At 45.0% G+C, this 24,363-nt stretch carries 21 protein-coding genes; 3 read left to right on the top strand and 18 right to left on the bottom strand.

Annotation, left to right across the window (positions count from 1 at the left end):
- Nucleotides 1-53: 53 nt before the first annotated feature.
- The 5 genes from guaB to tig all read right to left on the bottom strand — a co-directional run bounded on the left by guaB (nucleotide 54) and on the right by tig (nucleotide 7,415).
- Nucleotides 54-1,529, bottom strand: coding sequence for an IMP dehydrogenase (gene guaB, locus DWX33_RS06890; RefSeq protein ID WP_005853938.1), 1,476 nt, complete (start codon nucleotides 1,527-1,529; stop codon nucleotides 54-56).
- Between the two features lie 214 nt (nucleotides 1,530-1,743).
- On the bottom strand, nucleotides 1,744-3,924 hold the full coding sequence (gene recQ / locus DWX33_RS06885; protein WP_005853936.1) for a DNA helicase RecQ: 2,181 nt from the start codon (nucleotides 3,922-3,924) through the stop codon (nucleotides 1,744-1,746).
- A 32-nt stretch (nucleotides 3,925-3,956) separates the two neighbouring features.
- Nucleotides 3,957-5,189, bottom strand: a complete 1,233-nt coding sequence (gene clpX / locus DWX33_RS06880; protein WP_005867105.1) for an ATP-dependent Clp protease ATP-binding subunit ClpX — start codon at nucleotides 5,187-5,189, stop codon at nucleotides 3,957-3,959.
- 21 nt (nucleotides 5,190-5,210) lie between these two features.
- The gene (clpP, locus tag DWX33_RS06875; protein WP_005853931.1) at nucleotides 5,211-5,873 is read right to left on the bottom strand and encodes an ATP-dependent Clp endopeptidase proteolytic subunit ClpP; all 663 of its coding nucleotides are present in this window, start codon (nucleotides 5,871-5,873) and stop codon (nucleotides 5,211-5,213) included.
- Nucleotides 5,874-6,062: 189 nt separating this feature from the next.
- The gene (tig, locus tag DWX33_RS06870; protein ID WP_005853929.1) at nucleotides 6,063-7,415 is read right to left on the bottom strand and encodes a trigger factor; all 1,353 of its coding nucleotides are present in this window, start codon (nucleotides 7,413-7,415) and stop codon (nucleotides 6,063-6,065) included.
- Between the two features lie 143 nt (nucleotides 7,416-7,558).
- Between tig and DWX33_RS06865 the strand changes: the two genes are divergently transcribed.
- On the top strand, nucleotides 7,559-8,446 hold the full coding sequence (locus DWX33_RS06865) for a CPBP family intramembrane glutamic endopeptidase (RefSeq protein WP_005867102.1): 888 nt from the start codon (nucleotides 7,559-7,561) through the stop codon (nucleotides 8,444-8,446).
- Here DWX33_RS06865 and lptB read toward each other — a convergent pair.
- Nucleotides 8,441-9,193: an LPS export ABC transporter ATP-binding protein gene (gene lptB, locus DWX33_RS06860; protein WP_005853924.1), complete on the bottom strand. Its 753-nt coding sequence runs from the start codon at nucleotides 9,191-9,193 to the stop codon at nucleotides 8,441-8,443. The genes DWX33_RS06865 and lptB overlap by 6 nt on opposite strands.
- An 84-nt stretch (nucleotides 9,194-9,277) precedes the next feature.
- Nucleotides 9,278-10,393, bottom strand: a complete 1,116-nt coding sequence (locus tag DWX33_RS06855; RefSeq protein ID WP_122380108.1) for a glycoside hydrolase family 43 protein — start codon at nucleotides 10,391-10,393, stop codon at nucleotides 9,278-9,280.
- A gap of 175 nt (nucleotides 10,394-10,568) precedes the next feature.
- Between DWX33_RS06855 and DWX33_RS06850 the strand changes: the two genes are divergently transcribed.
- Both DWX33_RS06850 and DWX33_RS06845 read left to right on the top strand, forming a co-directional pair.
- Entirely contained in the window at nucleotides 10,569-11,315 is a 747-nt protein-coding gene (locus DWX33_RS06850; RefSeq protein ID WP_008773770.1) for an ABC transporter permease, read from the top strand.
- 2 nt (nucleotides 11,316-11,317) lie between these two features.
- The gene (locus tag DWX33_RS06845) at nucleotides 11,318-12,088 is read left to right on the top strand and encodes an ABC transporter ATP-binding protein (protein WP_005853918.1); all 771 of its coding nucleotides are present in this window, start codon (nucleotides 11,318-11,320) and stop codon (nucleotides 12,086-12,088) included.
- Between the two features lie 114 nt (nucleotides 12,089-12,202).
- Here DWX33_RS06845 and metK read toward each other — a convergent pair whose 3' ends face one another.
- The 11 genes from metK to DWX33_RS06795 all read right to left on the bottom strand — a co-directional run bounded on the left by metK (nucleotide 12,203) and on the right by DWX33_RS06795 (nucleotide 24,353).
- Nucleotides 12,203-13,489: a methionine adenosyltransferase gene (gene metK / locus DWX33_RS06840; protein WP_005867099.1), complete on the bottom strand. Its 1,287-nt coding sequence runs from the start codon at nucleotides 13,487-13,489 to the stop codon at nucleotides 12,203-12,205.
- 188 nt (nucleotides 13,490-13,677) lie between these two features.
- A complete protein-coding gene (locus DWX33_RS06835) occupies nucleotides 13,678-13,872 on the bottom strand; it encodes a hypothetical protein (RefSeq protein ID WP_008778718.1) in 195 nt (64 codons plus the stop codon).
- 30 nt (nucleotides 13,873-13,902) lie between these two features.
- Complete coding sequence (gene folK, locus DWX33_RS06830) at nucleotides 13,903-14,361, bottom strand: 2-amino-4-hydroxy-6-hydroxymethyldihydropteridine diphosphokinase (protein ID WP_005867096.1); 459 nt, start codon at nucleotides 14,359-14,361, stop codon at nucleotides 13,903-13,905.
- A gap of 10 nt (nucleotides 14,362-14,371) precedes the next feature.
- Nucleotides 14,372-15,421: a tRNA preQ1(34) S-adenosylmethionine ribosyltransferase-isomerase QueA gene (gene queA, locus DWX33_RS06825; RefSeq protein ID WP_005853911.1), complete on the bottom strand. Its 1,050-nt coding sequence runs from the start codon at nucleotides 15,419-15,421 to the stop codon at nucleotides 14,372-14,374.
- Nucleotides 15,422-15,433: 12 nt separating this feature from the next.
- Nucleotides 15,434-16,141: a tRNA pseudouridine(55) synthase TruB gene (truB, locus tag DWX33_RS06820; protein ID WP_005867095.1), complete on the bottom strand. Its 708-nt coding sequence runs from the start codon at nucleotides 16,139-16,141 to the stop codon at nucleotides 15,434-15,436.
- A gap of 3 nt (nucleotides 16,142-16,144) precedes the next feature.
- Nucleotides 16,145-16,945 (bottom strand): undecaprenyl-diphosphate phosphatase, encoded by an 801-nt coding sequence (locus DWX33_RS06815; RefSeq protein ID WP_005867094.1) that lies wholly within the window; start codon nucleotides 16,943-16,945, stop codon nucleotides 16,145-16,147.
- On the bottom strand, nucleotides 16,942-17,181 hold the full coding sequence (locus DWX33_RS06810) for a DUF3098 domain-containing protein (protein WP_005853907.1): 240 nt from the start codon (nucleotides 17,179-17,181) through the stop codon (nucleotides 16,942-16,944). The genes DWX33_RS06815 and DWX33_RS06810 overlap by 4 nt, the downstream gene beginning before the upstream one ends.
- Nucleotides 17,182-17,208: 27 nt before the next feature.
- A complete protein-coding gene (locus DWX33_RS06805; protein ID WP_005853905.1) occupies nucleotides 17,209-18,087 on the bottom strand; it encodes an ABC transporter permease in 879 nt (292 codons plus the stop codon).
- Nucleotides 18,088-18,254: 167 nt separating this feature from the next.
- A complete protein-coding gene (locus DWX33_RS06800) occupies nucleotides 18,255-18,677 on the bottom strand; it encodes a type II toxin-antitoxin system VapC family toxin (protein WP_005867093.1) in 423 nt (140 codons plus the stop codon).
- Entirely contained in the window at nucleotides 18,678-18,830 is a 153-nt protein-coding gene (locus DWX33_RS22505; RefSeq protein WP_005853901.1) for a hypothetical protein, read from the bottom strand. It lies immediately after the preceding gene.
- Nucleotides 18,831-19,007: 177 nt separating this feature from the next.
- Nucleotides 19,008-24,353 (bottom strand): Ig-like domain-containing protein, encoded by a 5,346-nt coding sequence (locus DWX33_RS06795; RefSeq protein WP_122380107.1) that lies wholly within the window; start codon nucleotides 24,351-24,353, stop codon nucleotides 19,008-19,010.
- Between the last annotated feature and the right edge of the window lie 10 nt (nucleotides 24,354-24,363).

Here is a 24,363-nt window from a genome sequence, read left to right as displayed (position 1 = left end):
AGTATGCTATCCCATTAAATTAGTGTTTTTTATAAAACGTAAAACTTGTATTACTATTCACCGCGGCTATAATTCGGAGCCTCTTGCGTGATCGCTACGTCATGCGGATGGCTCTCTTGCACACCTGCATTGGTGATTCGAGTAAAACGAGCTTTATGCAACTCCTCGATATTATGAGCCCCGCAATAACCCATTCCCGCACGTAAACCACCTACCATTTGGTAAATGACCTCATACAAAGAACCCTTAAACGGAACACGGGCAGCGATTCCCTCCGGAACCAGCTTCTTCACGTCGTCCTCCACATCTTGGAAATACCGATCCTTGGACCCCTTTTGCATAGCTTCCAACGACCCCATTCCACGGTAAGACTTAAACTTTCGGCCATTGAAGATAATCGTATCGCCCGGCGACTCCTCTACACCCGCCAACAGAGATCCCATCATCACGGAAGATCCACCAGCGGCGATCGCCTTCACGATATCACCGGAGTAACGCAAGCCACCGTCAGCGATCAAAGGCACACCAGTTCCTTCCAACGCCTTCGCCACATCGTAAATAGCCGACAACTGGGGAACACCCACACCAGCGATCACACGAGTTGTACAAATCGAACCCGGACCGATACCTACCTTCACGGCGTCCGCCCCGGCTTCCACTAAATATTTAGCAGCCTCGCCCGTAGCGATATTACCGACCACACAATCAATATGCGGATATTGCGCCTTAATCTGTTTCAAGACATCCACCACACCTTTTGAGTGACCATGTGCCGTGTCGATCACCAAAGCATCCACCCCGGCATCCACCAAAGCGGCTACACGCTCGAAGGTATTGAACGTAACGCCTACACCGGCAGCTACACGCAAACGACCTTTCGAATCCTTGCAAGCCTTCGGTTTATCTTTCGCTTTCGTTATATCTTTATAGGTAATCAAGCCGATCAACTTATTATGGCTATCAACCACCGGTAACTTCTCGATCTTATGTTCCTGAAGGATCTGAGCGGCGGCCTCCATATCCGTAGATTGTCCGGTTACGACCAAATTCTCTTTCGTCATCACCTCATCGATAGAGCGGTTCATATCCTTTTCGAAACGCAAGTCACGGTTCGTCACGATACCAACCAAATACCCGCCTTCATCCACCACGGGAATACCGCCAATCTTATATTCAGCCATCATTGCCAAGGCATCCGCCACACGTTTGCCCTTCGTGATAGTCACCGGATCATAGATCATTCCATTCTCCGCACGTTTAACGGTCTGGACCTGCTTTGCCTGCTCGGCGATCGTCATGTTTTTATGAATCACACCAATACCTCCCTCACGGGCGATAGCGATAGCCAACTTGGCCTCGGTAACCGTATCCATAGCGGCCGATACCATCGGTATATTCAATGTGATATTACGTGAAAACTTTGTCGTGAGATCGACATTACGAGGAAGAACTTCCGAATAAGCTGGGATTAACAATACATCGTCAAACGTTAACCCATCCATAACGACCCTGTCTGCAATAAATGACATAGAACTTATGCTTTAAAAATTATTGCGTGCAAATATACGACTTTTCACGCAATAAATCGATACGGGAGAAATTAAAAATTCGATTCAGAAGAAAATAAACTTTCATCCGAACGAAAACAAAATTCCTTCCGAAGGAAAAATAAATCTCTTTCGGAAGGAACAATAAGCTTCTTTATTTGTTTTTTCTTTAGAGTGGAACCGGGCCACCCTTCCATTAGTTTGCCATTTCAGACAAGAACTTGATACGGACCAAGCGAATCTCCTCTTCCGTATAGTCACCGCCTAATTCCTCGATGGCGTCTTCCAGACCGTCGGTCTCCGAGTCCTTGAAATACTCGTAAATATCCTCGATATGATCCTCATCCATCACATCATTCAAGAAATAATCGATATTGATACGTGTACCGGAATATACGATCGCCTCGATCTCATCCAAAAGCTCGGTGAACTCAAGTCCGTTAGTCAACGCGATCTCGTCCAGCGCCACCTTGCGGTCGATCCGCTGAATGATTGAGACCTTCAACTTGGACTTATTAGCGACCGTACGTACGCGCAAATCCTCCGGACGCTCAATCTCGTTCTCCTCTACATGTTTCTTGATCAACTCAATGAACTCCTTGCCATAACGTTTCGCCTTACCAGCGCCCACTCCCGGGATATTCTGCAACTCGTCCAACGTGATCGGATAAGTAGTAGCCATAGCCTCCAAAGAGGGATCTTGGAAAATCACGAAAGGCGGAACTTCCAACCGCTTGGATAATTTCTTACGCAAATCCTTCATCATGGAATAAAGAACCGGGTCTACCGCACAAGAGGCTCCCCCACGAACCGGAACTTCCTCTTCCTCTTCCTCGAATTCATTGTCCTCGGTAATCTTGAACGATACCGGCTTCTTCATGAACTCCTTACCTTTTTCCGTGATTTTCAGCAAACCATAATTCTCAATATCCTTCGCTAAATAGCCAGCGATTAAAGCCTGGCGAATAACGGCGTTCCAAGTTTTATCATCCTCGTCCTGTCCGGAACCGAAGACCTCTAATTCATTGTGCTTGTAATTTTGGATTTCGGAGGTTTCGTTACCTACCAAAATATTTACGATATAATCTGCCTTAAACTTTTCTTTCAACGTACTGATAACCTCCAGTACCGCACTTAACAATTCCTTCGCTTCCACCTGCTTCTTTGGGTTCAAACAATTATCACAATTACCACAATTATCTTCCAGGTATTCCTCACCGAAATAATGCAATAGCACTTTTCTCCGGCAGACGGAAGTCTCGGCATAGGCCGCAGTCTCTAAAAGCAACTGTTTGCCGATTTCCTGTTCGGCCACGGGCTTTCCTTGCATGAATTTCTCCAATTTTTGCAAGTCCTTATAAGCATAGAAAGCGATACATTGGCCTTCTCCGCCATCCCTACCGGCACGACCGGTTTCCTGGTAATAACCTTCTAGGCTCTTCGGGATATCGTAATGAATCACATAACGGACATCCGGCTTGTCGATACCCATACCGAAAGCGATCGTAGCCACGATCACATCCGCCTGTTCCATCAGGAAGGCATCCTGATTGGCGGAACGTACTTGCGAATCCATTCCCGCATGGTAAGGCAACGCCTTTATCCCGTTGGCTTTCAAGATGTCGGCAAATTCCTCCACCTTTTTACGGCTCAAACAATATACGATACCCGATTTACCCTCGTTGGCTTTAATATACTTAATGATCTCGCGGTCTATATTCGTTCCTTTCGGACGAACCTCATAATACAAATTAGAGCGGTTGAAGGATGATTTAAAGACTGTAGCGTCTATCATACCCAGATTCTTCTGGATATCGTGCTGCACCTTAGGTGTGGCGGTAGCGGTCAGAGCGATTAACGGACGTTTACCGATCTCATTGATGATCGGACGGATTCTTCGATATTCCGGACGGAAATCATGTCCCCATTCCGAGATACAATGCGCCTCGTCCACCGCATAGAAAGAGATCTTTACCTGACGCAGAAAATCCACGTTCTCTTCCTTGGTCAAGGACTCCGGTGCTACATACAGCAACTTGGTACGTCCTGATAATATATCCGATTTCACCTGGTCGATAGCCGACTTATTCAAAGAGGAATTGATAAAATGGGCGACCCCATCTTCCTCACTGAAATTCCGCATCGCGTCCACCTGATTCTTCATCAAAGCGATCAACGGAGATATCACGATCGCGGTTCCTTCCATTAGTATGGATGGTAATTGATAACAAAGGGATTTACCTCCCCCCGTCGGCATTAATACAAAAGTATCCTTCCCGGCCAGCACGTTCTCAATAATAGCCTTCTGGTTCCCCTTAAAGGTACCGAAGCCAAAGTGCCGATTTAGCTCTTCTGTTAAATGATCCTTCTTTGCCATACTTCGTATTATTTATAGTAAACCGCCTACGTTTACGCGACCTGTAAACGGTTCACGTCCGATTTTTCAAATTTCTCTTTCGCATACTCCAACGTTACATGGAGTTCCTTTACTTTTTGAGATGGCATACTGTACATAGCGTCCATCATCACGGCTTCTACGATTGAACGTAACCCACGGGCACCCAGCTTAAACTCAAGCGCCTTATCCACGATAAACTCATAGACTTTCTCATCGAACGTCAGCTTAATGCCATCCATCTCGAACAATTTGACGTATTGCTTGATAATGGAGTTCTTCGGCTCGGTCAAGATGTTACGAAGCGTATCACGATCCAGCGGATTCAGATACGTGAGGATAGGTAAACGACCGATAATCTCCGGGATCAAGCCAAACGACTTCAAATCAGTCGGGGTGATGTATTTCAGTAAATTATTCCGGTCTACGGTAGCCGTACCCAAACTAGCCGAATAACCGACCACACGGGTATTTAAGCGTTGAGCGATCTTCTTTTCGATTCCATCGAAAGCACCACCGCAAACGAACAGGATATTCTTCGTATCCACCGCAATCATCTTTTGCTCAGGATGCTTACGTCCCCCCTGAGGAGGCACATTCACGATCGATCCTTCTAGAAGTTTCAGCAAACCTTGCTGTACACCCTCACCGCTGACATCCCGAGTGATAGACGGATTATCGCTCTTACGTGCGATCTTATCGATCTCATCGATGAAGACGATACCCCGTTGGGCCGCCTCCACATCATAATCCGCCGCTTGCAATAGCCGGGTCAAGATACTCTCGATATCCTCCCCCACGTAACCTGCCTCGGTAAGTACCGTAGCGTCCACGATAGCGAACGGGACATGCAATAACTTAGCGATCGTACGGGCTAACAAAGTCTTGCCCGTACCGGTAGCGCCCACCATGATAATATTAGATTTCTCAATCTCCACATCGTCGGCGGTAACCTTTTGAAGTAAACGCTTGTAATGGTTGTATACCGATACCGACAGATAACGCTTCGCATCATCCTGCCCGATCACGTACTGATCCAAGAAAGTCTTAATATCTTCCGGTTTAGGCAGATCTTTCTGCTTCAAACCAAAAGAAGTTTTCTTACCTCCTGTCTGCTCCTTTACGATCTCATACGCCTGCCGGGCACAATCATCGCAAATACAACCAGAGATCCCATTGATAAGCAAATTAACATCACGGCTACTCCTGCCGCAAAACGTACATGTATCGCCTGTTGTTTTGGCCATAGTTTCTTATTGTTGTTTTTGTTATTTACGTGTTAAAACATCGTCGATCATGCCATACTTTTTCGCTTCCTCCGCGGTCATCCAGAAATCACGGTCGCCATCGCGCTCGATCTCCTCATAGGGTCTACCTGAATGATCCGAGATTATGGTGTACAGTTCTTTCTTAACCTTCAAGATCTCGCGAGCGGTAATCTCGATGTCTGAAGCCTGTCCTTGTACGCCGCCAAGCGGTTGATGGATCATTACACGGGAGTGCTTCAAGCCGAAACGTTTTCCCTTGGTTCCCGCCACCAATAAGACAGACGCCATAGAGGCGGCCATACCCGTACAAATCGTAGATACGTCGCTGGAGATAAACTGCATCGTGTCGTAAATGCCGTAGCCCGCATATACAGAGCCACCCGGCGAATTGATATAAATAGAGATGTCCTTTCCGGGATCACTGGAATCCAGATACAACAACTGCGCTTGAATCACGTTAGCGGTATAATCATCCACTTGCGTGCCCAAGAAAATAATACGGTCCATCATCAACCGAGAGAAGACATCCATTTGAGCGACATTCAGCTGTCGTTCCTCTATAATTGTCGGGGAGATATAGCTACTGGAGATGTTCATATAACTATCCAGAGCCGTACCACTCATACCTAAATGCTTTGTAGCATACTTTCTAAAATCTTCCATATTTTCTCCTATCTTTTATTTACCGAGAAGACGTAAAAAGGGATTTCCCTCTGTGACTTAACGGAAAAACAAAGTTATAAATAAATTTCTGAAAGAAACAATTTATTTCGCTATCCGCTAAGATATTTTTAGAGAGAAATCCCTTTTTTGATATAAAACAACCTCCTAAGAGGCCGAGTAAAGATCTTTTTATTCAAAAAGTTTGTTGAACTCGTCAGCGGTTACCTCCTTAACATCAAGTTCCACTTGCTCTTTCAACCAAGCAGCCAATTTCTCCTCAACCGCACGGTCGATGATGTTCTGAAGTGTTTGCTTATTTTTCAACATGTCTTTAGCGTAGTTGTCAAGTACATCTTCCGGTACAGACAACATGCCGTATTGAGCGAACTGAGCCTTAGCCACACGTTTAGCGAAGTTCTCGATGTCAGCGTCCTCAACCTTCAAGCCGTTCTTCTTAACCAAGTTCTCCTTGATCAACTGATATTTCAAATCCTGAAGGATCTGAGGGAAGTCCTCGTCGATCTTCTCTTTCGTATTCTTCTCGTTAGCGGCAAGCAACCAGCGTTTCAATAAATCGTCAGCGAAATTCAGCTCGCCAGCTCTCTCAACCAACATATCACGAGTGTCTGTCAAGAACTTGAAGTCACTCTGAGGAGCGAATTGCTCAGCCAAAGCTTCCTTGATCTTGTTCTTGAACTCTTCCTCGCTAGTAACCACGTTCTCGCCAAATACCTTGTCGAACAACTCTTGGTTCATCTCAGCATCTTTATGACGGGTGATCTCCTTGATCTCGAAGCTGAAGTCGCCTGTAGTCTCAGCCACTTTCTCCTTATCGATCTTCAAGAAAGAAGCGATCTCTGCCTCAGCACCCTCATAAGCCTTATTCGGGTTGAATACCACTACGGCATTTACTTTAGCACCGATAAACTTAGCTTTTTCTTCCTCATCCTTGATATACATAGGCATCAAGACAGCGTCCTCCACAACGATACCACCTTCTTTCGGGGCACCATTCTCAAGCTCGGCTACCGTACCTTTTACCATATCTTTTTCCTCAACCTCGTCTACCTTGTCGTAAGAACCGAAGTTTGAGCGATAAGCGTTTACTTGGTTATTTAGCATTTCTTCATCGATAGCGACTTGATAGAACGGAAGTTTATCGTTCTTGCTCAACTCGATATTGATCTCCGGAGCCAAAGCCACGTCAAAACAGAATTCGAAATCCTCTTCCTTATCGAAATCCAACGGCTTTTGCTCTGTCTCGTTAGGCATCGGCTCGCCTAAGATATGCAAATCGTTCTCACGGATATACTTGAACAGATTCTCAGAAACTAATTTGTTTATCTCCTCTACCAGCACGTGCTTTCCGTACATTTTTTTAACCATGCCCATAGGAACCATGCCCTTACGGAAACCCGGTACATTGGCTTTCTGACGAAGGCTACGCAGGCTCTTGTCTACCTGATCAGCATAGTCAGCTTTCACTATTTCTAATTTCACGATACCGCTTACGGCATCATTGTTTTTAAGCGAAACGTTCATTCTGAATGATTTATTTAATTAATAGTCGTATCGAATTTTAGGTCGCAAAATTAGACTTATTCTTTTAATCGTGCAAATTTTGATCTGTTTTTATTCTTTTGTTTATATTTGGCGGCAATTATTTACCCTTTGAATGAATCATTATGAGAATAAAAGGAATATATGCTACCCGTCCGGCGGTAATCCAACTTTTGATCCTCCTGCTATTCTTATTGGCTGGAGCCGTTTTATCATCTATTATATCCACGGGCTTATTACTCGCGACCCACGGTTTACAGGCTGATATAACCCAAGACGCTAATTTAATGAGGCTCATTCAGTTCATCTCGGCGATCTGTACCTTTTTGCTACCATCTATCGCCATGGCTTGGACATGTAGTGACAATCCCCGCCATTATCTATCAGTCAAGAAAATCACAGACGGCAGGATCTGGATTCTCACCTTAGTTTGCATGTTCTTATTTTCTCCGGTTATCAATTTGCTAGGATTGCTCAACAAGCAGATGGAGTTACCCGCGTTTATGGCTCCTATCGAGGAATGGATGCGGGCGCAAGAAACCCTCGCCGAACAACTGACGACGATCCTGTTATCCAGCGATAGCGTTTGGGTAATCCTGGCCAACCTTATCGTTATCGCCGTTACGGCCGGGATAACCGAGGAGTTCCTGTTCAGAGGAGCCTTGCAACGAGTGATCGGGAAATGGACCTCCAACCCTCATACGATCATATGGGTCGCCGCCATACTATTTAGCGCCTTCCATTTACAATTTTACGGATTCTTGCCCCGGATGATACTCGGAGCCTATTTCGGCTATCTACTCTATTGGAGCAAAAGCATCTGGATACCGGTGTTCGCCCACTTTGTCAATAATGCTTTCGCCGTAATAGGGATGTCGGACAGTCGTCTCAAGGATAACGAGTTTATCACAGGCAATATTCCCGCCGAGCATCTTTTGGACTTTTGTCTTATCGCTGCCTTATCTTTCCTGCTGTTCATACTGGTAAACAGGCGATTGAAACGGCTGCTATAAGTCTTTCTTACGCAGCACGAAGTCTTTTCCCAAATATTTCTCGCGCACGATCTCGTTCTCGGCTAGTTGTTCGGCGGTTCCTTGGAAAAGGACTTTTCCCTCGAACAAAAGATAGGCCCGGTCACAAATACTCAATGTCTCGTATACATTGTGGTCGGTAATCAAGATTCCGATATTCTTATGTTTCAAGCGAGCCACGATTGTCTGGATATCTTGTACGGCGATCGGGTCTACACCGGCGAAAGGCTCATCCAACATAATGAACTTCGGATCGATCGCCAGACAGCGGGCAATCTCCGCACGACGCCGCTCCCCACCCGAAAGCTGGTCTCCCAAGTTTTTACGAACCTTATTCAAACCGAACTCTGAAATCAAGCTTTCCAGTTTCTCTTTTTGGTACTCAACGCTACGTCCCGTCATCTCCAAGACCGAGCGGATATTATCTTCCACCGTCATTTTCCGGAAAATCGAAGCCTCTTGCGCCAGATAGCCAATGCCGTTGCGAGCCCGCTTATAGACCGGGAATTTCGTAATCTCCATGTCATTCAAGAAGATCTTACCCTCGTTAGGAGTGACCAAACCTACTGTCATATAAAAGGTGGTCGTCTTTCCCGCTCCGTTCGGACCAAGCAAACCAACGATCTCCCCTTGTTTCACGTTAATCGATACATGATTCACGACCGTACGAGTCCTATATTTCTTTACCAAGTCCTCCGTACGGAGCACCATTCGTTGTTCGTCTGACATAAGCTACTTAAAAATTTAACGCGAATGTACGTGATAATCCGCAGATCTACATCACATACATTCGCAAAAAAGCGATAAGAGAATTTAATAACTCCACTCAGATTGCCACTCGATCACGGGTTGCTCCCTCTCGAATCGGATAGGAAGCCAGATATAACGTCCGTCTATAGCGTTCTCCGGAGTCCAACGATCTCCCATATAAATAAAGCGATCCGCATGGCCGGGTACAGGCAATACGTACGTGCTCTGAGAATAAAACGACACCTCCGAGTTCTCTCCCCTAAACGGATTTTCCAATTCCTTCCAAGGTCCCCAAATCGAGGAAGCGACGGCCGATCGTCCCGCATTCGGAGCCCAGCCCGTACAGCCGGACATAATCAAATAATATTTCCCCTTCTGTTTGAACAAGGCTGGAGCTTCCATGAAACGCCCCGGGAAGAAACGGGCGTACTTACCGGAATAACTCGTATAATCATCGGTCAGCTGCGATATATGCAAGGTACTATTCTCTTCCGAGGAATAAATATGATAAGCGATGCCATCGTCATCCACGAAAAGGTTCATATCCCTAGCCATTTGTCCGGAGATCTGGTCACGCCCCAATAAATTCAAGCTATCCGGATGGGCTGGTAACTCTCCACCGCTAAAACGTAGATCTGCGGAAAGCGTACAAGGTTGCTTATGTAGTTCCTGTACATTAACCGGCCAAAAACCGGCATTCGGACGGAAAGCGTTTACGAACGAGTAAGGCCCCACCACGTTTTTACTGACAGCCACTCCACTCAATGCTCCCGAATAGCCAGCACCTCTCGGCTCTAAATGAAACCACATTACATATTGATCATTCTTTTTATTATAAATCACTTTCGGACGCTCCAACACGCATCCCTTAGCAATATGGCTCGTCGTATCATCCGGCACGACCGATAAGGCGATTCCCTCGTCTTTCCAATTATATAAATCTTTCGACGAATAGCAATGAACGCCTACTTGAGCCAGATTTCCAGCCGAGCCCTCCGTTTTATGCTCACCAAACCAATAATAAGTATCCCCGATCCGTAGAATACCGCCACCATGAGCGTTTATATGTACCCCTTTATCATCCGGCCAAACTTCCCCCGGCTTAAAAGAAAGATCCTTCCGCTGGCAAGCCACACATAAACACAGCAAGCCGATCACTCCTAAAAGAATTCGCTTCATAAAAGTATTTTTTAGTATTTAAGAAAGCAAACATAGTTAAAAAAGAGGGATGTGGCAAACTTTAATACCATAGGATTTACAAATAAAACCAATCTTGTTTCTAAGATGTTATATGGTTATTAGTGGATTTTACGCTATCTTTGCAAATTGAAATCAGAAATTTATCAAGATAAAAATGAATAAAGCATTACACAGAATGGGTGAGTATACCCTACTGATGATGAAGAGTATAACACTTCCAGACCGGTGGAGTATGTTCTTTAAGCAATTGATCAAAGAGATATACAAGCTAGGCGTGGATTCTCTTTGGATTGTCATAATCATCTCGGTCTTTATCGGTACGGTTATCGCTATCCAGATCTCCTTGAATATCAGTTCCCCCTTGATTCCTAAGTTTACGATCGGCTATACCACCCGTGAGATTATCTTGCTGGAATTCTCTTCCTCTATCATGGCACTAATCCTAGCGGGTAAAGTAGGCAGTAATATCGCCTCCGAGATCGGAACCATGCGAGTCACCGAGCAGATAGACGCCATGGAAATCATGGGTGTTAATTCCGCCAATTTCTTGATCCTTCCGAAAATGCTCGGTTTGATGATCTTTATTCCGGTATTGGTTATCTTCAGTATGTTCACCGGTATCATGGGCGGCATATTCGCCAGTTACTCAACGAGTACGGGAATGACTCCTTCCTCGTTCGAGTACGGTTTGCAATTCTACTTCAACGAGTTTTACATTTGGTATTCTATTATCAAATCCGTAGTATATGCGTTCATCATCTCATCCATCGCCGCCTATTTTGGCTATAACGTAAAGGGAGGCGCCCTAGAGGTAGGTAAGGCAAGTACGAATGCCGTGGTCATGAGCAGTATCATGATTTTACTTGCCGACGTAATATTAACCCATTTAATGCTTACTTAAAAATGATCGAAGTTAAGAATATAACGAAGTCTTTCGATGGACGTGTCGTCTTGAAAGATATAAGTACGACGTTCGAGGATGGTAAGACGAATCTGATCATCGGACGAAGCGGTTCGGGTAAAACGGTAATGATCAAGAATATCATCGGGTTAATGAAACCTGATACCGGACAGATATTATACGACGGCAGAGACTTGATCACGATGAACAAGCATGAGTTAAATATGCTGCGTCGGGAAATGGGTATGTTGTTCCAAGGTTCCGCTTTATTCGACAGCATGACGGTAATGGAAAACGTAATGTTTCCTTTAGATATGTTCTCTAAAGACTCAACGAAAGAGCGCAGGAAACGTGCGGAATTCTGTTTGGAACGTGTAAACCTGTCCGAGGCCGGACATCTATATCCTTCCGAGATCAGTGGAGGTATGATGAAACGTGCCGCCATCGCAAGAGCGATCTCCCTAAATCCTAAATACCTGTTCTGCGATGAGCCGAACTCCGGACTGGACCCCAAGACTTCTCTATTGATCGATGATTTGATTCACGACATTACGGTGGAGTACAATATGACGACCGTTATCAATACCCACGACATGAACTCCGTGATGAATATTGGTGATAATATCATCTTTATTAAGGAAGGCGTGAAGGAATGGCAAGGAACAAAAGAGCAGGTAATCACCTCTAATAACCAAGCGTTGAACGATTTCATCTTCGCATCCGACCTGTTCAGGAAAGTAAAAGAAGTAGAAATGCTCCAAGAGGAAGGGTAAGTTAACATACTTGGCAAAGTATCTTAACTTCATCGGCTAAGTATCTTAACTTAAATGGCAAAGTATCTTAACATACTTCGCCATTTAAGCCAGCTTACTTTTTCCACTTATTTTTTATAGACCAAACACGTCCTTGATCTTATCTGCATAATCCAATTTCTCCCATGTGAATAACTCCACATCACAAGTAACCGGCTTCTGCAAATAACGGGAAGAGAATGTCTTCGTCACCGTCTGGGGTTTGCGTCCCATATGACCATAAGAAGCGGTCTCGAAATAAATCGGGTTACGCAATTTCAAACGCTCCTCGATCGCTTTCGGACGCATATCGAAGATATCCCAGATCTTAGCGGCGATCTCTCCGTCTGTCATATTCACCTTCGCACGGCCAAAAGTATTCACGAAAATATTCATCGGTTTAGCCACACCGATCGCATAAGACACCTGTACCAGCATCTCATCCGCCACACCGGCAGCAACCATATTCTTAGCGATATGACGAGCGGCATAAGCAGCCGAACGGTCTACCTTAGAAGGGTCCTTTCCAGAGAAAGCACCACCGCCATGAGCACCTTTGCCACCGTATGTATCCACGATGATCTTACGGCCGGTCAAACCGGTATCACCGTGAGGACCACCGATCACGAACTTACCGGTCGGGTTCACATGATAAATGATATTATCATTAAACAAAGCCTGTACATGAGCCGGATATTGAGCCTTCACACGAGGTATCAATATCTTCTTCACGTCTAAGGCGATCCTCTTTTGCATAGCCTCATCCGCTTCCTTCTGTGAAATACCTTTCGGACCGATAAACTCATCATGCTGCGTGGATACCACAATCGTATCGATACGCAATGGCTTACCGTTATCATCGTATTCAATCGTAACCTGACTCTTAGCGTCCGGACGTAAATAAGGCATCAAATCCGGTTCTTCCTTACGGATCTTCGCCAATTCCCATAATAAACTATGAGATAAGTCCAACGCCAAAGGCATGTAATTCTCAGTCTCATTAGTAGCATAACCGAACATCATACCTTGGTCGCCGGCACCCTGCTCATAGGGATCCGCACGCTCTACGCCACGGTTGATGTCGCCACTCTGCTCATGGATAGAAGAGAACACACCACATGACTTCGCTTCAAACTGGTACTCGCTTTTCGTGTAACCAATCTTCTCGATCACGCCACGTGCCACTTCCTGCACATCCACATACGCACTTGATTTAACTTCTCCAGCCAAGACAACCTGTCCGGTTGTAACAAGGGTTTCGCAAGCAACTTTCGAATTCTTGTCATACGCCAAGAACTCATCCAGCAAAGCATCCGATATTTGATCGGCTACTTTATCGGGGTGCCCTTCAGACACCGATTCGGAGGTGAATAAATAACTCATCGTTTTAAATTGAAAAGATTACTAATCTACAACTGAATTGAACTTGGAAGGATTTTTCTGCCGGACGGCAACGAAAAGGATATGTTTTTAGCATTTTTTCCCGTGGTTGCAAGCAATACAAATCTATCCACGTCAATTCATTCGCAAAGATACGCAATAATTGAGAATTGAAAGTTGAAAATTGAAAATTATTTCTTCTTTTTGGAATTACGTAAGGCTTTTTTATATTTAAAACCGGCCTTCCATTTCGCTGAATCAGAGCCATGTGTCCCTTTCAAGAAATCAGAGAACTTGATTTTCTTACCATTCGAATCTTCCGCTTCGCCTTTCGCTTTCTTGAAGACGATCCCTTGCGTCATCGCTTTATTAATTTCTTTATTCATAACTCAAATCTCGTAGTTCATAATTAAAACTTATAATTCGGATAAAAGTTCACGCATCGTCTTGCCAAACACAGGATGTTTCACCGACGGAGCTACTTCTGCCAACGGTTCCATTACAAACGACCGTTTGTGCATCAGAGGGTGCGGTAGCGTCAGCCGCTCCGTATGCAGGATTTGCTCATCCACCATTAACAGATCGATATCGATGATACGGTCATGATACGCACCATCACTTTTTTCGATACGTCCCATCTCGATCTCGATCAAACGGGTAGCGTCTAATAATTCCATAGGGGAAAGTTCCGTCGTCATAACGATCACGGCGTTCAAGAAAGTGTTGTCCGATTCAAATCCCCAAGGCTCCGTCTCATACATATCAGAAAGGGCAAGAACATCTCCCACCCTTTCAGCCAACAGCGCCGCCGCTGTCACCAAATTTCCTCGTTTATTACCTACGTTCGTACCTAATCCAAGGTAAGCTGTCGCCATAGAAACCGGATTAAAGGATTAGCATAGCGTCGCCGTAAGCACCGAAACGATATTTCTCTTTCAAAGCGATATCGTAAGCGTCCATGATCAACTCATAACCACCGAAAGAAGCTGTCATCATCAATAATGTAGACAACGGCATGTGGAAATTTGTCACCATGCTGGTAGCCACGCTGAAATCATACGGAGGGAAGATAAACTTATTCGTCCAGCCCTCGAACTCTTTCAGATGACCATCCGTACTTACGGCCGTCTCGATCGCACGCATCACGGAAGTTCCGACCGCACAAACCTTGTGCCCCTCATCCTTTCCCTTGTTCACGATATCCACTACATCGGCATTTACGACCATTTGCTCAGAATCCATCTTATGCTTTGTCAAATCTTCCACGTCGATCTCACGGAAATTACCCAAGCCCGAATGCAATGTCAAGAAAGCGAACTGGCAATCCTTGATCTCCAAGCGTTTCATCAACTCACGGCTAAAATGCAATCCCGCAGCAGGAGCCACAACCGCACCTTCTTCCGCAGCAAAAATATTCTGATAACGGTCCTCGTCTTCCGGTTCCACCTCACGTTCGATATACTTAGGCAGCGGAGTCTCGCCCAAGGCATACAAAGCCTTCTTAAACTCGTCGTGGTTCCCGTCATATAAGAAACGGAGCGTACGACCACGCGAAGTCGTATTATCAATTACCTCCGCGACCATGGAATCATCCTCGCCAAAGTATAACTTATTACCGATACGGATCTTACGAGCCGGATCCACCAATACGTCCCACAAACGTAAGTCCTCGTTCAGCTCGCGCAACAAGAACACCTCGATACGCGCCCCTGTTTTCTCCTTGTTACCGTACAAGCGAGCGGGGAACACTTTCGTGTTATTAAAGATAAACACGTCACCTTTTCCATAATAGTCTAGAATATCCTTGAATTCGCGATGCTCGATCTCACCTGTATCACGATGAACGACCATCAACCTCGACTCATCTCTGTTCTTCGCCGGATGTAAAGCGATTAATTCCGACGGTAAGTTAAATTTGAATTTCGAAAGCTTCATAATGCACTCTATTTATTTTTCTTCTTCTATTTTTACCACATTCTTCTCTAAGAAATCATCGATCTCCTCCGGAGACATACACATATCCAAGGTTACCTCTCCGATGCGAGTCCGTTCCAAGCCAATCAAATGAGCGCCGGAATCCAAGGCCTTCCCGATATCACGAGCCAACGCACGAATATAGGTACCTTTGCTACATACCACCCGTATCTTTATAACAGGCAAATCGCACTCCAGCAACTCCAGTTCGTCTATAACCAATGTCTTGGATTTTAGTTCAACCTCCTCTCCTTTCCGGGCTAGCTCATAAGCACGTTTACCTTCGATTTTGCAAGCGGAGAACACCGGGGGAATCTGTTGGATCGTACCCACGAATGTCTTTAAAACCTCCTCCACGAGCTCACGGGTTATATGTTCCGTGGGATACACGGCGTCTATCTCTTTCTCCAAATCGAAAGACGGGGTAGTCTCTCCCAACTTCAACGTAGCGATATATTCCTTCGTCTGATATTGAAACTCATCGATCCGCTTCGTAGCCCTTCCGGTACAAACGATCATCACACCTGTAGCCAAGGGATCCAGTGTCCCCGCATGTCCAACTTTAATCTTCTTTACCTTCAGTTTCCGACTTAGCTTATAGCGAAATTTATTAACTAGGTCAAAAGAAGTCCACGTTAGCGGTTTATTAAAATATAAAATCTCTCCAGCTATAAAATCCATTCTTTATTTCAGTAATGTACAAGCAATTGTCACCAATCCCGCGATCGCGCAATAGATAGCGAAATAAATCAGTTTCCCCTTTTTCACGATGTTGATCATCCATTTACAGGCCACGCAACCGGAAACAAAAGCGGCCACGAAACCTACCGCTAATGATAATGCGGGAATGCTCCCGGCCACATCTTCACCTTTCACCATCTTCATCACATCCAACAATGCCTCTCCCAAGATCGGAGGTATTACCATCAAGAAAGAGAACTGGGCTAGTTTCGCCTTATTATTTCCCAATAACAAACCGGTAGCGATCGTTGATCCGGAACGTGACAAACCCGGCATCACGGCGCAAGCCTGAGCCAGACCGATAATAAAAGCATCTTTCATCGAGATCGACTCTTTCTGGCGTGGTTTGGCATAATACGAAAATGCCAGCAAAGCCGCCGTCAATAGCAGCATACAACCAACGACCAATAAACCTGATCCAAAGATTTGTTCTACCGTATCTTTAAAGAATACCCCAACGATCCCGATCGGAATCATGGAAATCAAGATATTAATCACATACTTCGTCTCCGCGTTCATCTGAAATTTAAACAAACCACGGAATATCCAATCGATTTCCTTCCATAAAACCACTAACGTACTGAATACGGTCGCCACATGTACGACGATCGTAAACGCAAGATTCTCCTCTCCCTCTATACCAAACAAAGCTGAGCCAATCGCTAAATGACCGCTACTGCTCACCGGCAGATATTCGGTCAATCCCTGTACGATACCCAGTATCAAGGCCTCAAACCAACTCATTCTGTTACTTCTTTATCTTTGCTATTCTTCAAGATTCCAAAAATCATCATCACGAAACCAATAACCGTAACCACCGGAGCTACCACGATACGGCGGGCGCTGAATATATCGGGATTGAACGTATTATCCCCGGAACCTCCACCACTCATCAATATGAAACCAAGCACGATGCAGGCAACCGCTACCGCAATCAGTATAAAATTCTCTTTTCCGAAAGCAAAATCTCTTTTAGCCATCTTTCTCAACTCTTTATTATTCGTACATTAAATATAATACAACTTATCGACCCCCATCCGCAAATATTTATTCACGGCAAAAATGGTCGCGATCACGGACAAGACAATACCTAAAGCAAACACTGCCACATAAACCAATAATAATGTTTGCATATCCAATATCTGGATAAAACCTTTCAATTCATTTTGCAAATAATATAACGCTCCGGTTAGCATCAATATTGCCAAGATAGAGGCGAAAATGCCACTTACTATGTTATATTTCACAAAAGGCCTACGTATAAAGCCGGAAGTAGCCCCCACTAGCTTCATCGTATGAATTAAGAATCGTTTGGAATAAATCAACAGGCGGATCGTATTACTGATCAACACGAACGAGATAATCATCAGTACCGCAGCCAAGGTTAGCAGGATCAAGCCCAACCGCTTCATATTATTATGGACCATCTCCATCATATCTTTTCGGTAAAGCAGCTCCGAGACCGACGTATAGTTTCTAATCTTCTTCTCTATCACTTGGAGGCTATCGGGGTTGGCATACTCCGAATGCAGTTTCACCTCAATCGAGGCCTGTAAAGGGTTAAAGCCTAAGAAGGTTTCCGGATTCTCGCCCAGTTCTTCTTCCAACTCTTTCGCGGCTTGCTCTTTCGATATATACTCGGTTGATTTTATAAAAGGAAGAGCATCCAAGCTCTTCTGCATTTTCTTTATCTCAGTTTCTTTTTGGTTATCTTTCAGCACGATGGAGAAAGATAAGTTCTCTTTCACATAAACGGAGAGTTTATTACCCAACATCCCTATCAATAGAATGAGTCCTAGCAAGAATAGTACCAAGGAGATACTAATAACAGACGTAAGCCGGGAGTTAAAGAAAGAAACAGAACTAACTTTTTTATTTTCAGCCATCAGACTCTCACTTATTAACGTTAAATAAATTAAGGAGATGCGTACAGAGAACACACCTCCCAATTTTCTTGCAAAAGAACGAATAAAATAAGTAAGCCGAAAGGGTTTTAGAATATTTAACCTCTACAACTCTAACAAAGGCCATTCGTACATATACAATATATAGATTATTTCTGATTGAATACCAAGTCCAACCCTTGACTTCTATAGAATCCGAAACGGGTATCACTTGATATAAGCGGTAGATGTTCCGTTATGGCATGCGCAATAATTACGTGGTCTGAGGGATCTTTGTGTCCCTGCGCCTCATTGATCTCCATATGCGCATACGTTTGCATATGTTCTTTTTTCAATGGCAATATTTTCACATAAAACTCCTTTTCTATGGCGACGATCATCGCTTCTGCCGACTTCCATCGTTTAGAACACAGTCCTTTATTTCGATAAGCGACAATCAGCTCACGTACGGACTCGGCACTTATATAAAGAAGGGTTTCCGGTTCTTGGATAATAGCATCTATATCCCTATTTAGATATTCGGGATCAGATGCCATATATACAAAAATATTCGTGTCAATGAGATATCGCATTTACAGTAAAAATTTAGGGTCATTTACAATCAGACTTCCCTTTAACCGCTGCATAGCTTCCCATGTCTTACTTACCTTTCTTTTTCCAGTCTTCGCCACAGTTGTTTTAGTTTTGGCATTTTCTTCCTTTTTCTTTTCTTCATTTTTTTCCATAAGGCTTTCTGTTTTAATTTTCTATGATACAAAGATAACGTTTTATTTAATTATATCAGAACAAAAACAGATAAAGTAAAGCTTATAGGATAAAAAAGAAGACCGCCGGAACTGAGTATTCCTAGCGGCCTTCCCCAACATTAAAGACTCAAGGGTTAGTTTCTTAAAATAAGGTTGTTAGCGAACGTTCACTTTCACTGTTATACGCTTACCATTCTCGTTGATCTCTATCAGATAGATTCCTGTCGATACCGGGATACGGGTAGTTCCGATAATTGAGTCGCCATACAGGCTAACTCCAGTCACCGCTATGATACGGATCGAGATTGGACGGGCCGGATGAACGGTTATCGCACCTCGCTCGCAATAGATTTGATGATCGTTGATGATTTGCTCGATACCTACCGTACCGGAGACAGTTACCACACAAGACGCCGTCTTGTTTCCATCATCGGTAGCCACAGTAATCTTGCAGGTACCGATTTTCAGCGCGGTAACGACACCATCTGCGTCAACAGTAGCCACCGTCTCGTCGCTGCTGCTCCAAGAGACGGTTTTCATCGTGGCGTTATTAGGGGTAACTTTCGCTTGCAAGGCAAAAGATTCACCTACGGCCAATGCCTTGGACGTGATATTCAAGGAAACTCCCGTAACAGCCACATCTGTTCCCGGAGGTGTAGAAACCGGCTTGAACTCTGCCATAATAGCCAAGGACTTATCGACTTCAATCTCTACAGGCGAAGTCGTATACTTCTCTTCGCCTATTTGAATAACGGCCAATTCATAATCCGGATTGGCTTCCGCCTCAATGGTTAGCTTAGTCGCTTTCGCCACAGCGGTTCCACTCGTTATCTCGGTCTTCTCGCCCTCACCCTTCAACATATAGACTTTCAAAGAACCATTTTCCGGTTGAGCGAACGTGACAACTAACGCATCCGAACTTTTCACCGTAACCTCCGCTTCCGTAGTCGCATCCTCATAATTCGGATCATACGACGTGAAGATCACTTCCTTTTTCTGGCTATTGCCGGGTTTCAATATAGCTGACGCATCAGCCCATTCAAATTTACCGGATATGGTAGTCCCATCGGCACCTTTCGCAACACCACCGGATAATAGGGATTCCGACAAGGACTGACCTTCCGTGATCGTAGATGCGGTAGGAGCCACTACCTTTACGACCTTCGCTTTCTTTATCACTAATTTCTTGGTTGCCTCGAAAGATCGCCAGTTCTCATCCCCGGTACGTGTTACAGTCACAAGATAAGTACCTGCGTTCAATGGGGTAGCAACCGATCCATCCGTATTTGAATATTTAATATTTACATCTGTCGGATAACTACCGCTCAAAATGTCTTTCAATTCCACGAGCCTTACGGAACCATTATAAACAAACTCCAAATCTGAAGGATTCGCCGTTATTTTAGGTTTATCCACAAAATTCGGGGTGTATGTCGCATCAGCCGCCAAAGTAACCGTTATCTCTGGTTTCTTTCTATCGGCGCTTGAGACATTATCACTCCAAGAATCAAAACGCTGATTCTCGCTAGGAGCTACCGCTCGCAACTTTAAAACCGTATTCTCCGGAACTTCCGAATAATCGCTAATAACCAAGCCTCCATTCGTAACCTCCGTATTTGAGGTACTTAAAGAAAACGTTTTTACTTCACCAACCGGCATTGAATAATCTACCGATTCATAATTACTCTTGTCAAGTGGGGTAAAGCGCAGAATATTTACCTGATCCTTTGTCGGGATTCCGGTCACATTCGCACGAAGCGCCGATTTTTGTGTAGAAGGATTCCATTCCACATCCTCGAAGTCTTGAGTAAGTTTAGCATCAACCTTTTCATAATTATCCCCTCCTATAGTCGGTACTTCCAGCAATGCCATACCAGCCTTCTTGATAATCAGCTCGGCAGTTACATCCACGGCTTTAAATAAATCATCCTCGCCACGGGTAATCCGAACTTTATAAGTTCCGGCCGATTTAGGATTCTCTGTCATTTCTACCCCACTCCGGGAATATGCGACCTTAAAGTCCAAACCGGAATAGCCCGTAATCTTAACCTCGAAATTCCGGTATTGCTTATTATAGACTACCGTTTGCGTCGTCTTATCAATCAGCGAGGCCAAATCTTTCTTCTCCACATAATTAGCGGTAACAACCATAGGGCCGGAAACGGTGAACACATCTCCATCCTTGATCTCGGAAGAGTTCACCATCATATTCATAAAACGATATCCCGTTTCCGTCTCAACAGAAGCGGTCAATTGAGTCATATAAGGAACCTTAGAACCGGAAGCCACCTCTTTACCGGCCTTATCTTTCAATACGACTTTACCCGCATTGGGGATATTCAACGCCGAGGTTATTTGATATTTCACCAATTGGAAACTTGCGCTCACCGTAACATCTCCGGTCCCAACCATAAATGAGCCATCAGCCTCATTATAATTCGCGCCTTCCACTTTCACGGATGCCAGCTCATAGCCATAATCCGCATTTCCTATCACCTTCACTTTCACACCTTCAGAGATAGCCTCTCCGGGAGTAACAGGCGCCTTCGTATCCACCTCGATCAGATTAACGCTACCATTCTTCAACTCCCCAACCTTGACCAAATGTTTATCCGGTTCTTTTTGCAGGAAATCAGCCGATATATCAGCGGCTTGTGTCAAAGTATAAGAACCGTTATTCACCAAAGCCCCGTTCACTTTCACGGACTGAACCATATAGCCCGCATCCGGAGTCGCCGTGATAGTCAATAAGGTTCCCTGCAAAAACTCAGCACCATTCTTTACCTCCACGCCATTCGCGAAGACCTTCAAGGAACCATTCATCGGATCCGTAAACGTCACGCCATAAAGGACTGGATCAAAACGGGCTACGATATCCAAGTTCGCATTCGCTTGCAACTCCCGTGTAGCCGATGTATTCCCATCACTCCAACCGGCAAACCGGTAATTCTTATCCGCGACGGCTGTCGCTTTCAAAACCGAGCCTCTCGCGTATTTATCATTTGCGGTACGCCCCTCCAAGATGACAGTACCGAAATTACCAGCGGTAACATTCATAGAATAAACAGGAATTACGTTCAAGGTTATAAACGTATCTTTAGCCGCATAGAGAACAGGATCATTCGGCTCGAATATCAAGTCGTACTTTTTCTTATCCGGAGAAGCGATCTCGTTCGGAGCTTTCCAGATAAATGATCCGGAAGAAGTACCATCGATCAAGGTACACGCCGATAAAGCCTGTCCTTCCTCAATACGACCCGGAGTAGGTAACACCAAACTCTCCACCTCTTTCTTGCTCTCCACCACTAACGTAACCGTATCAGAGAGGCTACGGTATGTCAAGTCCTCCGCACGGCTCAAACGGGCCTTATAAGAACCCACAGCCAGCGTGGAAGGCAATGTCGTAACCCAAGCCGTACCGCTCAATTGATATTCGATCTTGATATCCCCGACAGCGCTTGTTACCGTGACCGGCTTGATGGAGCCGACCGTCTGGACAAGGTTGTTAGCCACGAACCTCACCGTATCCTTGGAGACGAACGCAAAAGTATAGCTATCGCCACTCATCAGATTAGGAGTCGTGTACGTGTAAGAGGTATTTCCATTAGCATACGTTCCCTTGATCTTCGAGATATCCACGTCCGAAGAGGCTTGCTTAATAGCCCCTAGCCTATAGTTGGCATTTGATACGATCGAGAAAATGACGGGCTTACCGTAAGCGATCTCACCACCGCTCATGATGTCCTTGTTATCCATCTTGGCGGTAACCGTGCCCTGTCCACCATCGACAGCGTAAGCCAAGGTATTGGCATTACGGATCGTAAACGTTTTAGAGGAATCCTCTAACGCGGCATACTCCATGATCTCCGGACTAAATAAGACGATCTTATAAGCTCCGACTATCTGCGGTAACGTGGAAGTCTCCGAACCATCGGCCGCACGATATCGAACCGCTTGTCCCGCTATTTCCGGCGTAAACTTAATAACCGGCAAATTCTTCCCGGCCACGATCTCATCTTTTGTCGCCGAAGAACCTGTTACATTCACAGCAATCGTTTTCTTTGCGGCGAAACCTACCGATAAGGTCGTAGAGGCGGTTAACGAGGCGGTCGTATAGGTATAAGAGATGGTGTTATCCTTATTAAGCGCACCTTTTGGCAAGGCTGATACCGCGGTTCCATTCACAACAATCTTATTCAATAGAAATCCGGGGTTAGCGATAATTGTAAATACGGCAGGTTGCCCGTTAATGATCTCGCTACCGCTTGCCATGTCCGTAGAGCCCATCTTGGCGGTAACCGTACCTTGTCCGGCCGTTTCCACGTTATAATTTAATACATTCGCTTTAGATACCGTGAACTTCATGTTCTCATCCTTCAAGGCGGCATATTCCGCGGTCTCGGGACTGGTCGCGACGACCGTGTAAACACCATCCGCCGCAGGAAGTTTATCGGATAAAGCTCCGGAAGCGTTCTTATATTGAACCTTCTGCCCCGCTATCGTATTGGGGGAAAATGTAATAACCGGAAGATTCTTACCAGCCAAAACCTCATCCTTCGTGGCAGATAATGGATTGGCTGTTACAGATACGGTTTTCTTCGCGGCAAATCGCACGTCAATAACCGTAGAAGCGGTCAACGCCGATGTCGTATAATCCGCGTAGGAAGTCTCATTCGTAGAAGAATTAAAAGTTCCTTTCGGCAAAGTCACCTCATTATTATCTACGGTAAGTCTACTCAACACATAACCGGGCTTGGAGGCAATCTTCAATACGGCTGGCTTATTATAAACGATCTCATCACCACTGGCGATAATGGAGCCATCCATAGAAGCGGTTACAGATCCTTGCGCCTCCTCAAACGAGTAAGAAAGCGTATGGGGCGGTTGTACCTTGAATAGAATCTCCTTGTTTATGGCGGCTTGCGTATCAGTCTCCGACTTGGTTACGACAACATAATAAAGTCCAGCCTTTTCGGGTAACTCATCCGTCAAAGCAGCAGAGCCATCCTCCCTGTATTGTACTTTATACCCCGTAATAACCGGGTCAAAAGTAACCTTGGGCAAATTCACCTTCGCCCTTATCTCATCCAAGGTGGCATACTCAGGAGAGATCGTGACTGTCACCTGCTCTTTTGCCTTGAACACCGCCTTGATTTCCGTACTACCGGTCAAAGCGGTGGAAGTATAGGAATAGGTGGTCGTATTATCATTTTGAAAAGTACCGCTCGGCAACGTGCCAATAGTAGCCGTATTCATCGTTATATCCGACAGGACATATCCGGGCTTCGCCGTGATCGTGAAAACGGGTTTACTATTATATGCCACCTTGGAACCTGTGGCTACCGTACTGGTTATGGTTCCTTGATCCGTATTCGCCGAGCTATAATTCAACGTCACCTTGAACGTCGGAAGATCCGGGGCGGAACGTAAATCTGAATCTTGCGCATGTACCTGTGCCATCGCGATGACAGCAAGGAATATCGCTAATATACTCTTTTTCATGTTTATCTTT

Origin of the sequence: Parabacteroides sp. AF19-14 (genome assembly GCF_003635485.1) — a bacterium.
In the GTDB taxonomy this organism is placed as follows: Bacteria; Bacteroidota; Bacteroidia; order Bacteroidales; family Tannerellaceae; genus Parabacteroides; species Parabacteroides distasonis.
This window is presented reverse-complemented; position numbering and strand designations above follow the sequence as displayed.